This is a genomic window from Desulfovibrio simplex (assembly GCF_055387835.1).
The window spans coordinates 2,088,748-2,100,087 of sequence record NZ_AP042377.1; the positions used below are offsets into that span (position 1 = coordinate 2,088,748).

At 59.6% G+C, this 11,340-nt stretch carries 9 protein-coding genes; 3 read left to right on the forward strand and 6 right to left on the reverse strand.

All coding sequences use genetic code 11. The features are described from left to right. Positions 1-65 precede the first annotated feature (65 nt). Positions 66-2,828 (forward strand): ComEC/Rec2 family competence protein, encoded by a 2,763-nt coding sequence (locus ACZ5DH_RS08590; RefSeq protein WP_464253910.1) that lies wholly within the window; start codon positions 66-68, stop codon positions 2,826-2,828. Between the two features lie 544 nt (positions 2,829-3,372). On the opposite strand, the gene ACZ5DH_RS08595 is transcribed toward ACZ5DH_RS08590, so the two are convergent. Beyond that, positions 3,373-3,759 carry a winged helix-turn-helix transcriptional regulator gene (locus ACZ5DH_RS08595; protein WP_464253911.1) on the reverse strand — a complete coding sequence of 129 codons (387 nt, stop codon included), beginning with the start codon at positions 3,757-3,759 and terminating at the stop codon, positions 3,373-3,375. A gap of 198 nt (positions 3,760-3,957) precedes the next feature. Here ACZ5DH_RS08595 and ACZ5DH_RS08600 point away from each other — a divergent pair, with 198 nt between their 5' ends. Beyond that, positions 3,958-4,608 carry a flavodoxin family protein gene (locus ACZ5DH_RS08600; RefSeq protein ID WP_464253912.1) on the forward strand — a complete coding sequence of 217 codons (651 nt, stop codon included), beginning with the start codon at positions 3,958-3,960 and terminating at the stop codon, positions 4,606-4,608. 240 nt (positions 4,609-4,848) lie between these two features. Here ACZ5DH_RS08600 and mutM read toward each other — a convergent pair whose 3' ends face one another. The 5 genes from mutM to ffh all read right to left on the reverse strand — a co-directional run bounded on the left by mutM (position 4,849) and on the right by ffh (position 9,307). Then, complete coding sequence (gene mutM, locus ACZ5DH_RS08605) at positions 4,849-5,820, reverse strand: bifunctional DNA-formamidopyrimidine glycosylase/DNA-(apurinic or apyrimidinic site) lyase (RefSeq protein WP_464253913.1); 972 nt, start codon at positions 5,818-5,820, stop codon at positions 4,849-4,851. 643 nt (positions 5,821-6,463) lie between these two features. Next, a complete protein-coding gene (rimM, locus tag ACZ5DH_RS08610) occupies positions 6,464-7,012 on the reverse strand; it encodes a ribosome maturation factor RimM (RefSeq protein WP_464253914.1) in 549 nt (182 codons plus the stop codon). An 11-nt stretch (positions 7,013-7,023) separates the two neighbouring features. After that, positions 7,024-7,254, reverse strand: a complete 231-nt coding sequence (locus ACZ5DH_RS08615; RefSeq protein ID WP_012625423.1) for a KH domain-containing protein — start codon at positions 7,252-7,254, stop codon at positions 7,024-7,026. 157 nt (positions 7,255-7,411) lie between these two features. Continuing rightward, the gene (rpsP, locus tag ACZ5DH_RS08620) at positions 7,412-7,651 is read right to left on the reverse strand and encodes a 30S ribosomal protein S16 (RefSeq protein WP_179979665.1); all 240 of its coding nucleotides are present in this window, start codon (positions 7,649-7,651) and stop codon (positions 7,412-7,414) included. Positions 7,652-7,768: 117 nt separating this feature from the next. Beyond that, entirely contained in the window at positions 7,769-9,307 is a 1,539-nt protein-coding gene (gene ffh / locus ACZ5DH_RS08625; protein WP_464253915.1) for a signal recognition particle protein, read from the reverse strand. A gap of 386 nt (positions 9,308-9,693) precedes the next feature. On the opposite strand from ffh, the gene guaB reads away from it, so the two are divergent. Then, positions 9,694-11,151, forward strand: a complete 1,458-nt coding sequence (guaB, locus tag ACZ5DH_RS08630; RefSeq protein ID WP_464253916.1) for an IMP dehydrogenase — start codon at positions 9,694-9,696, stop codon at positions 11,149-11,151. The last annotated feature ends 189 nt before the right edge of the window (positions 11,152-11,340 follow it).

Genomic DNA, 11,340 nt, shown 5'->3' on the forward strand with positions numbered 1-11,340 from the left:
GTTCAGCACACGTCTGACCCACCGCCCGGCAGCCGGACGGAGGTTTTTTACGGGCACGGAAAAGCATGCGTTATCCGCCGCTACAAGCCCCGCTGTTCTGGCAGACCTGCCTGTGCTTCTGGATAGGCGGCATTGCCTCCGCCGTATGGCCGCAACAGACCTTTCTTTGTTTTTTCCTTTTAATTCTGGCGGATAAACGCCTGTGGCAGGCAGCCCCACTGGCTTTCTGCGCTCTGCTCGCGCTCGCGGGGCTGCTGACGGCGCAGTGGCAACTGTATGGCAGCCCGTGGCAGCACGGCTTTTCCGACCCGGAACGGCCACCCTGGCTGGCGCAGGCAGGCAAAAAGGTGCGGGTATGCGGCACGGTCACCGACAGCCAGGGCTTGCCGGACCAGCGTTTGCGGCTTTTGCTCGCCGATCTGGCCCCTGAGGGTGGCGGACACCTGGAGCAGGCCAGAGGCGGGGACACGGCTGCGCCAGCCCGCTCTCAGTCGGCGGCCCCCGCGCCATTGTCCGACCTGGCCACGTCATTACCCGCCCAGAATGTGCCGGTATCCGGCCAGACGGCGCTCACTTGGGAAAATCCCCCCTTGCACCCATTGCCGGGGCAAACCCTCTGCCTCAGCCTCCGGCCCATGCCCATGCAGGGTTTTGCCAACAAGGGGCAGGCCGCGTGGGAACTCTGGTGGGCCGCGCAGGGCGTATACTGGCGAATGTGGACTCAGGAAAGGCGCGCAGACCCCCGACTGCACGGCGACCCAGGGCGTTCCGCCCGCTGGCGCGAGGCCCTTCGCGAGGATTTTCTGGCGGTCCTGGTTGCTCCCCGGTCGTTGCCCCTGGCAGACAAAGCCGCGCCCCCCGCGCACTCTGACGCCGCCCCAAAATCCTCGACCTTTTCGCCCCCTCCCGGCGCGGCAGACATGCCTCAGGGCAAGGCCATCCTGCTGGCCCTGCTTTTTGGCGACAGACAGTATCTTGATCAGGCCACGCTGAACAATTTTATCGCAGCCACCCTGGTGCACAGCCTGGCCCTTTCGGGGCAGCACCTTGTCATCGCGGGCATGCTCGGGCTGGCCTGCGTGCTGGCTTTGGCGCGCTTGCGGCCCGGCATCTATCTGCACCGGCCACGCACACTCTGGGTCATATTGGCCTCACTGCCTCCGGCACTTGCCTATTTGTGGCTGGGCAACGCCCCTGCGTCGCTTTTGCGGGCCACGGTCATGCTCTTTGTGGTGGCGCTGTGGCTGACCATGGGCCGTCCGCGCACCACCCTGGACGCCCTGTGCGCGGCGCTGCTGTGCATCACCGTGGCCGCGCCGCTGAATGTGTTTGATACCGGGCTGCAACTCTCCGCTTTGTGCGTGGGCGCCATCGGCCTGAGCCTGCCCTGGCTGCGTGAACTCATGCCGGGATTCGACGGCGCGCCCAGATCAGGGGCGCGTGCCCGCCTCGCCCAATGGGGCCGCGCCCTGCTGCGGATTTTTCTCGTTTCACTCTGCATCCAGGTAGTTCTGCTGCCGCTCAACATGCTCCTTTTCGGCAATGCGGGGTTCTGGTTTCCGCTCAATGTGGCGTGGCTTCCTGTGGCCGATCTTTTTGTTCTGCCCGCGTCTGTGCTGGGCCTGGCATTGGCGGCCCTTGGCATGGAAACGGCGGCCCGCCTGGTTCTGGATCTGGCGGCCCTGCCCTGTCAATGGCTGGTGGATCTGCTGGACTGGCTGGCCGCAAACGACCTTTTGCTGGCCCCCTCCATGCTGCGTCCCCACTGGACAGCCCTGCCGGCGTTTGCCGCCCTGCTCACGGCGCTGGCCTTCAAGGCGGGACGCCCCATTTTGCCGGCAGCGGCGCAACGTCTGCTGCTGGCGGGGGGAGTCCTGCTTCTGGTCGGCCCCACGCTGCGGCTGGCAGAACGCCTTTCACCCGAAATCCGCCTGGATGTGCTGGACGTCGGGCAGAGTCAGGCCGTGGCCCTACGGCTGCCGGGGCATATGCGTCTGCTGCTGGACGGCGGCGGCAGCGCTTCGCCGCGCTTTGACCCCGGCCAGAACATCGTGGCCCCGGTGCTGCTCTATAACGATGGTCCCCGCCTCAAGGCCGTGCTCAACAGCCATCCCGATCTGGACCACATGGGCGGGCTTGTGCATATCCTGCGGCAGTTCACTGTAAGCGCCTTTTTTGACAACGGGCGCGACAGCGGCGACGCCAGGGGCGGCTGGGCCGCGATCTGGGCGCGTACTCGCCGCCAGTACGGGGCTCAGCCGCTTGCCCAGGGGGATGTGCTGCAACTGGGCGACCCCGCCTATGGCCTGCAACTGGAAATACTGCACCCGCCGCGCGCCGAAAGGAGCACACGCGGCGCGGGCACTGCCTCCCGTGAAGTCTGGGACGGCAACAACGCCTCTGTGGTGGCAAGGCTGACCCGCTATGGACAGGGGCTGGCGCTCATTCCGGGCGACGCCGAGCGCCGCTCGCTACGCCACATGCTTGATCAGGGGCTGGATCTGCGGGCTCAGGTGCTGGTGCTGCCCCATCACGGGTCGGACAGCAGCTATCTGCCCGAACTGTATGAAGCCGTACAGCCCGAGGTTGCGGTGGCGGCATGCGGCTTTGAAAACCGGTACGGGTATCCGGGAAAAAAGGTACGAGGGTGGCTGGAGAGTGCCGGGATTCCCCTGCTATTCACAGGGCGGGACGGACAGATAAGCCTGAACTGGACAAGCGTGTCGGGCCGTGCAAAGCAAAAAAATGAAGCCGCACACACAACCCTGCATCTGCAGACGCAAAGGCCACTGCACGAAAACCCTGTCCCCGACGAGCAGGCAGAATAAAAAGGATAGAAAGGCTTTGTGGGGGAGGGACGTCTGGCCAAAGAACAGGCCATTCGGCCACAATGAACAAAAGGGTTTTGTGGGGGAGGGACCCTTTTGCAAAAGGGTCTCCTCCCCCACGCCCCCACCCCCCAAAACCTTTACTGTGTTTTAGAGCAATTTCATTTTGAAATTGTTCTGGCGGATGCGGGAGCAGACGCCCGCCACAGAGGCGTAAGCGCAATTTATTTGCGCGGTTAAACGCCGAAGTGAGCGTACTTCAAACTTTGAGAATGTATATTCTCAAAGTTAATCTGCTCTAGTAGTGGGGACTCCAGAGGCGGAACTTTTCTGCCATCACACCGTCTCAAAGGCACTCTACTTTAGATCAGAGTAACGGTGAAATGCTTTACATTCCAATTTGCCATTCTGCCGAAAAATACGACATTCGGCAGAATATACGCGACAGCTGATGGCGCTCCGCTCCGTGCAGCGTTAGAACAGGTAGCCTTTTTCAACGGTAAGATTCTCAAAATGAAAGAAACCCTGGTCTGCCGGGATGCGCCTACCCCTGCTGGCATACCGGCTCCACACCCAGATGCTCTTTTCCCCACTGGTAGAGTTCTTTCAGGGTTGGCAGCAAGCGCCAGCCTTGCGGGGTCAGGGCATATTTCACGCGGCGTACCTTGCCCGCGGCAAGTTCCGTTCTGCTGACCAGACCGTCGCGTTCCAGCTCTTTCAGGCATTTGCCAAGCATCATGTTGGTTATGCCCCTCACTTCGCGGCCAAGGGCATTGAATCCGCAGCCGCCCGTGTCGGCCAGATGCCAGAGAATGGGCAATTTCCATTTGCCGCCTATGAGGTTAAGGGCGTGGATGAGGGGACAAGGGATATCATATACACTTTCACACGGCAGTGCCGTACTGTAGCCCACCGTCATCTTTGCCTTCATGCCTGACGCTCCTTGAAAAGCCTTGTGCGACGGGACGTTGACCGCCTTCTGCGGCACAGGTGAAAACCCGCATTCCAGGTTAGAAAAAACTGCGTACTTGTTTTCTAACCCGCGCTTCTTTTAAAGTATATCTGTCGAGACAACGCGCCGAGCATGGGCGCAAGAATGAAACCCCACACTGTTCATAAGGAGAAAACCATGAAATATTACGCCGTTAACGGAAGTCCCAGAAAAAAGCACAACACGGCCACTGTGCTGGCCAAGGCTCTTGAGGGCGTGGCCGCAGCGCAACCTGACGCACAGACCGAAATGCTGCATCTCTATGACTACACGTATAAAGGCTGTATCAGCTGTTTTGAATGCAAAAGGCTTGGCGGAAAGTCCTACGGAAAATGCGCCGTAAAGGACGATCTGGCCCCAATACTGGAAAAACTTTCTCTGGCCGACGGCATCATCTTTGGCTCGCCCATCTATTTCAAGGGCATTACGGGCGAAATGCGCTCATTTTTCGAGCGCTTTCTTTTCCCGTATCTGGTATATGACGCCACCTATTCTTCCATTGCCCCCAAGAAGATGAAAACGGCCTTCATCTACACAATGAACGTCACTGAAGCCTTCATGCGAAGCATGGACTATCCCGAACATCTCTCCGGAATGGAGTATTTTACGGGCAGGATGCTGACGCCGCCATCGGTGCTGTATGTGAACGACACCTATCAGTTTATGGACTACAGCAAGTACAAGGTGGAATGCTTCTCTGAAGAAGCCAAGCTCAAACGCAAAAATGAAGAATTCCCCAAGGACTGCCGGAAGGCCTTTGAACTTGGCATGGCCATGGCCAGATCCTGAGGCATTGAAGTTCATGAGCGGCGGGGCGGCCAGGCTGCCCCGCCGCTCTGGACGCCAGTCGGATTGCTGCGCGGGCGCCATTTTGACTGACGTTCTGCCCACGCCATGCCGCTACGCTGGCCGCCATTTTGACTGACGTTCTGTCAGCGCCGATGGCCGCAGCATTGGCCGTCGCAACGCATCACAACCCTTTAGCGTCAAAACACTATTAATGCCCGACCCGGTCTGCCCTATGTGGCCCTAGCGTTGGCACTGCGAACAGTACACGGTGCCACGGCCTGCAACTTTTGCTTTTTCAAGGGGACGGCCGCACTTTTTGCAGGGTTGCCCGCCACGCCCGTACACAGAAAAGGTGTTCTGGAATGCGCCCGCATTGCCGTTGGCGTCCTTGTAATCGCGGATGGAACTGCCGCATTGTGAAATGGACAGCAGCAGCACGTCCTGCAGGGCTTTCAGCAGGGTATCCATTTGAGCACGGGTGAGGTCTGCCGCTTTGCGGCGGGGGTCAATGCCTGCCGCGAACAGGCTTTCGTCCGCGTAGATGTTGCCCACGCCAGCCAGGATTTTCTGATCCAGCAGCACGGCCTTGATGGCCGATTTTCTGCCGGAGAGGCTTTTGGCGAAATTTTTTGGCGTCAGGGTCAGGGGTTCCGGGCCAAGCTCGCTCCAGAAAGGCCAACGGTCAAAGATATCAGGTGTGCCCGCCAGCACGAGTCCGAATGCGCGCACGTCGTCGAAAAACAGACGGCGCGGCCCGTCTTGGACGTCCGGGGGCACATCCTTCATTTGATCCAGTGCGTCTTTCACCTGCACGGATGAGGCGTGCCCGGCACGCACCACTGCATTATCTTTCTGAGTCCCCATCTGCGAAGCGGGAATATCCAGATCAAAAACGCAACGGGTATGCGGGCCTGGGGCTGTTTCGGGCGCATAGGGCATGAGCCGCCCGGTCATGCGCAGATGCACGGCAAGCCGCAGGCCTTTGCAGCCGCGAACAGCGGCATTTTCAGCGTTTGAGGCGTCAAGCTGCAACAGGAGCAGCTTGCCGCGCCGCCCGACTTCCGCGATGCGGCAGCCGCGCAAATGTTCCAGCGGAAGGCTGAGGGGGTGCTGGCTGGTGGCGCGCAGCACCTGCGCACTGGTGATAACGCAGCCCTGCACATGCGGCCTCAAGGTTCGGGCAATGGTTTCTACTTCCGGCAATTCGGGCATGATGTTCCTCTGTTTGCCGGAAAGATAATACATCCTGCCCGCATGGCAAGACACCACAAACGGTTTGCTCGCAGACACAAAGGGCAACACGACCCCAGGCCCATTGTGGCACACGCCAAAGCGCAGATAAACACGCTTACATCTCTACAACAGACGCCTGTTCCCATACAAGCAAGGGCAGTTTCTCTGCCAAATTAGCAGCCACCATAAAAAGCGAAGCCTTTGTACTCTGATATGACGAATCAAAGTGAAGAGCACGGATGGCATTGCGCGGCGCGGAGGGAGATCGCCGAGCGCAGCGAGGAAGCTCCCGCAGCAGAGGCCGCGCAGCCCTCGCGGAATTAATGTAGATGGAAAGCCCAGTGGGGTCGTCCGGGGGGAGTGCAGAGGGGGCCTCGGAGGGGCGGAGCCCCTAACAGGCCCCCATCTGCCGCCCGCCGCGCAGGCGGCCCAAACCACATAAATGAAAAGCCTCCGTGCCCGCAGGGCACAGAGGCCTCCTCTCAAAGAACAGGTCTGCTGTTTTTTCTTTAAGTACTTACTGCGCAACCACCTCAACCCGCCACGCAGACGACCCAATAAAAAAAGCTGCCATGCCCACAGACACAGCAGCCCCAAAAATCAGCCAGACGACAAATCCGCCCTACAAGTCCTGTTTTTTCTCCGAACTATCCGAAAGATAAATATCCAGCAGCCCATCCGGCGGATCAATAACCACGGCCGGGGCCTCTATGTCAAAGCCCACGATAAACTCCGGCCTGGCGGGAAAAAGCACTTCCTTGCCGTCGTCCGTCATGATGACCCACATTTCCAGATCAGCGGGGTACTCGAAGTGGTCGAGTCTTCCGATCCGCTGCCCGTCGGGCAGCAAGACGTCCCCGCCGAGCAGGTCTTCCAGATAGACCTCATCCTCTTCAGGTTCGGGCAGGGTTTCGCGCTTTGCGAGCAGCTTGTAGCCCCGAAAGTTTTCGGCGGCTGTGCGGTCTGCCACGCCTTCCAGCAACAGCAGCGGGCGGCCTTTATGGCTGCGCACTGCAAGAGGCCGGATAGGGCGCGGTTCCGCATCGCCCGCCTGAATCCAGAGGGGGGTGGTCAAAAGCAAGGGGGAGTCCGCATACCAGTCGATGCAGATCTCCCCTTTGATACCGTGGGGCCGCGCAAGCGTGCCCATATGAATCCATGAATCCGCCATAGTATCCGGCGCTATTCCAGAATTTCCAGCACAGTGCGTTTTTTGCACTTGATGGACGCGGCGCTCAGTATGGTTCGCATGGCCCTGGCCGTGCGCCCCTGCTTGCCAATGACCTTGCCCAGGTCTTCTTTGGCAACCTTGAGTTCCAGAACGGTAGTCTGTTCGCCTTCCACTTCGCTGACCTGCACTTCGTCGGGATGATCTACCAGGGATCGGGCAATATATTCGATCAGGGCCTTCATTGAGTACCTCCAAAGGGGTCTGCGCCGGAGAAGACCGGAGCAGTAAAGGCCGCGCGCAGTGCCGATATTGCCCAAGACGGCCTTTCCCAACATGCTTTCGCATAATTCGGGAGGCCGCAGGGCGTCTGCCGCCGTGGCGGAAGCTTAGCGGAATGCGCTAGGCCATGTGTTTCTTGATCAGGGAACGCACGGTATCCGTGGGTTCAGCGCCACGAGCCAGCCATTCCTTGATTTTATCCGCATCAAGCTTGACCTCGATCGGATCCTTCATGGGGTTATAATAGCCCAGGAATTCCAGCGGACGGCCATCACGACGGGTTTCGTCAGTGGCGGCCACAACCCGGTAGAAGGGGTGCTTTTTGCTTCCGAGGCGGGTCAGTTTCAACTTTACAGCCATGAGTCCAACTCCCTTTGAGGTGGTATGTTATCGTTGCGCCCGGGAAAGGGCAAGGGCGGAAAAGCCCTGGCGCAAAGAGGTGTTGCCGTTACGACGGCGCTCCTTGCCGCGAAATATCTATTTTTTCTTACGCTTTTGGCGCTCTTTTTTCTTGCGCTTTTTTGCGGCGGCCGATTTGCCGGAACCCGCGCGCCCACCGGGTGCGCCGTCCATACCGGGCAAACCGCCCATTCCGGGCATGCCGCCCATGCCTGGCAGACCGCCAAGGCCGGGCATCCCACCCATACCGCCGGGAGGGGTCATGCCGGGGGGCATGCCGCGCATGCGGGGCATGGAAGGCATCTTGGCCCCCTTGCCGCCCATCATACCCTTCATCATCTGGCGCATCTGCTCAAACTGGCGCACCAGCTGATTGACCTGAGCGACGGTCACGCCCGCGCCCTTGGCTATGCGCGCCCGGCGACTGCCATTGAGGATGTCGGGGTTGCGCCTCTCGGCCATGGTCATCGAGTTGATGATGGCTTCGGTACGGGCCATTTCCTTTTCGGGCATGGCGCCGCTTGCTTCGGCCAGCTTGTCGCGCAAACCGCCAAGCCCCGGAATCATCTTGAGGATGCTGTCCAGGGAGCCGAGTTTTTTGATGCGGCGCATCTGGGTGCGAAAATCTTCAAGGTCAAAACTGGCCTTTTTCATCTTGCGGGCCAGTTCTTCGGCCTCCTCGGCATTGATGGCGCTCTGCGCTTTTTCCACAAGGGTAAGCACGTCGCCCATGCCCAGGATACGCCCGGCGATGCGGTCGGGGTGGAAAACTTCCATCTCGGACAGTTTTTCGCCCATGCCCACAAATTTTACGGGAGCGCCAGTAACCGCGCGGATGGAAAGGGCCGCGCCGCCGCGCGCATCGCCGTCCATCTTGGTGAGCACAACACCCGTGACGCCAAGGCGCTGGTTGAAGCTTTCAGCCACGGTCACGGCATCCTGGCCGGTCATGGCGTCAGCCACAAACAAAATTTCCTGCGGCCGCACGGCCGCCTTGATGGCCTCAAGCTCCTGCATGAGGGGCTCGTCCACATGCAGACGCCCCGCCGTATCCAGCAGCAGCACAGTGGCCTGTTCGCGCCGCGCCTCTTCCAGGGCGGCCCTGGCTATGTCCACGGGGCTCATGTCCACGGTGGAGGGATAGCAAGGCATGTCCAGCTGTTTGGCGAGCACGGTCAGCTGGTCAATGGCCGCGGGGCGGTACACGTCGGCAGGCACAAGATAGGGACGCATCTTTTGTTTGCGCAAAATATTTGCTATCTTGCCCGCAGAGGTGGTCTTGCCCGAGCCCTGCAAACCCACAAGCATGATGACCGCAGGCTCGCGCCCCTGAAGGTCAAGCCCGGCGGTTTCACCGCCAAGCAGGTTCACCAGTTCGTCATTGACGATCTTGACCACCTGCTGGGAAGGGTTCACGCCCTTGAGCACTTCCTGGCCAAGACACTTTTCGCGCACGCTTTCAACAAAGTCTTTGACGACCTTGAAGTTAACGTCCGCTTCCAGCAGGGCCAGCCGCACTTCGCGCAGACCGGCCTGCACGTTTTCTTCGGTTAGCTGGCCGCGTCCGCTAAAAGAGCGGAATACGCCGGAAAGTCTGTCTGAAAGGCTTTCGAACATGCAGTCTCCACAGGGGCCGCAGGGCGGCAAAAAGCGGTGCGGTAATTACCTCGCGCAGATACCCTGCACATGGCCGCCGCACGGCGCAAAAGCCCCTACAGGGGCGAAGTGGTGATTCATAGGATGTTTGCCGCCTCACGTCAAGTCTTGTAAGAAAAAGGCGCACCGGGGCTTGCAAAGTACGGCCAAAAACTGTACGCGCAGGCACCCGCCTGAAATGGCCCGCCCGGTCCCAGAATCTTCACCGGGCAATGGCGGGGCCCCTGCCCCTTCGCTTGCGAGAAGGCAACCCGCAAAGGCACAGCCCACATTGACATACGGGCCACAAGGGGATACTCTGTCAGACTATAATTTGAACAATTATTCCAGCATATTACGAGGAAGTCATGTTCACCAATCGCGGCAAGGCGCTGACCTTTGACGATATTTTGCTCATCCCCGGCTATTCGGACATCACCCCTGACGCCGTGGACATTGCCACCTGGCTCACCCCTTCCATTCCTCTTCGCATCCCCCTGCTCTCCGCCGCTATGGACACCGTGACGGAATCGGCCATGGCCATTTCCATGGCTCGCATGGGCGGCATCGGCATCATCCATAAGAACATGCCCGTTGCCCGGCAACGCCTTGAGGTCGAGAGGGTCAAAAAGAGCGAGAGCGGCATGATTCTCGACCCTGTGACCATTTCACCCAACAATACCGTGCAGGACGCCCTTGACCTCATGTCGGACTTCCGCGTTTCCGGTCTGCCAGTTGTGGAAGATGGCCGTCTGGTGGGCATTCTCACCAACCGTGACGTGCGCTTTATCGAAGACGGGCACGCCGTGCGCGTGGCCGACGTCATGACCAGTAAAAAACTCGTCACCGTACCCATGGGCACATCCCTTGAAGAAGCCAAGCAGCATTTGCACGAACACCGCATTGAAAAGCTGCTTGTGGTTGATGAAGACGGCCATCTGCGCGGCCTCATCACCATGAAAGATATCGACAAGGTGCAAAAGTACCCCAACGCCTGCAAGGATGCCGCCGGACGCCTGCGCGTAGGCGCGGCCATCGGCATTGGCAAGGATTGCGAATCTCGCGCCGAACAGCTGCTTGAAGCCGGGGCCGACGTACTGGTGCTTGATTCGGCCCACGGGCATTCTGTCAATGTTCTCACTGCCATACGCATGGTCAAATCAGCCTTCCCCAACTGCCAGCTTGTGGCTGGCAACGTGGCCACCTATGAAGGGGCCAAGGCCATTCTTGAAGCCGGCGCCGACACCGTCAAGGTGGGCATAGGCCCCGGCTCCATCTGCACCACCCGTATTGTGGCCGGCGTTGGCGTGCCTCAGGTCTCCGCTGTTATGGACGGCGGACGCGCCGCGCGCGAAATGGACCGCTGCTGCATCGCTGACGGCGGCATCAAGTTTTCGGGCGACATCGTCAAGGCCCTGGTCGTGGGCGCGCATTCCGTCATGATCGGCTCGCTGTTCGCAGGCACCGAGGAAAGCCCCGGTGAAACCATTCTGTATCAGGGACGCACGTACAAGATCTATCGCGGCATGGGCTCCATCGACGCCATGAAGGAAGGCAGCTCCGACCGCTACTTCCAGGAAAAAAGCAAAAAACTCGTTCCCGAGGGCATCGTGGGCCGTGTGCCCTACCGGGGCCCGGTGATGGAGGCGGTATACCAGCTCATGGGCGGCCTGCGTTCCGGCATGGGCTACGTGGGCGCGCACAACCTCAAGCAGCTGTTCGAGAACACCACATTCTGCGAGATTTCTCCGGCTGGCCTGCGCGAAAGCCATGTGCACGACGTGGTTATCACCAAGGAAGCACCCAACTATCGCATTGAGAACTAGGGCATTTATCCTTGAAAAAAGGGAAATGCCCTGACGCTGCACGAGAGTGTAGCGCGCCGCAACGTGGCGCGGGTTCTGCCAAAAATCGCATTTTTCGGCGGAATGACAAATTGAAATGTGAAACATTTCAATGTTAATCTAGTTCAAGGCGCATTGAAAACCAGGGCAATTTCATCTTGAAATTGCCCT

Excerpts from the sequence above, each read along its gene's own strand:
- ACZ5DH_RS08590 (WP_464253910.1), top strand. The coding sequence starts at position 66 with ATGCGTTATCCGCCGCTACAAGCCCCGCTGTTCTGGCAGACCTGCCTG.
- ACZ5DH_RS08595 (WP_464253911.1), bottom strand. The coding sequence starts at position 3,759 with ATGAAGGCAAAGATGACGGTGGGCTACAGTACGGCACTGCCGTGTGAA.
- ACZ5DH_RS08600 (WP_464253912.1), top strand. The coding sequence starts at position 3,958 with ATGAAATATTACGCCGTTAACGGAAGTCCCAGAAAAAAGCACAACACG.
- mutM (WP_464253913.1), bottom strand. The coding sequence starts at position 5,820 with ATGCCCGAATTGCCGGAAGTAGAAACCATTGCCCGAACCTTGAGGCCG.
- rimM (WP_464253914.1), bottom strand. The coding sequence starts at position 7,012 with ATGGCGGATTCATGGATTCATATGGGCACGCTTGCGCGGCCCCACGGT.
- ACZ5DH_RS08615 (WP_012625423.1), bottom strand. The coding sequence starts at position 7,254 with ATGAAGGCCCTGATCGAATATATTGCCCGATCCCTGGTAGATCATCCC.
- rpsP (WP_179979665.1), bottom strand. The coding sequence starts at position 7,651 with ATGGCTGTAAAGTTGAAACTGACCCGCCTCGGAAGCAAAAAGCACCCC.
- ffh (WP_464253915.1), bottom strand. The coding sequence starts at position 9,307 with ATGTTCGAAAGCCTTTCAGACAGACTTTCCGGCGTATTCCGCTCTTTT.
- guaB (WP_464253916.1), top strand. The coding sequence starts at position 9,694 with ATGTTCACCAATCGCGGCAAGGCGCTGACCTTTGACGATATTTTGCTC.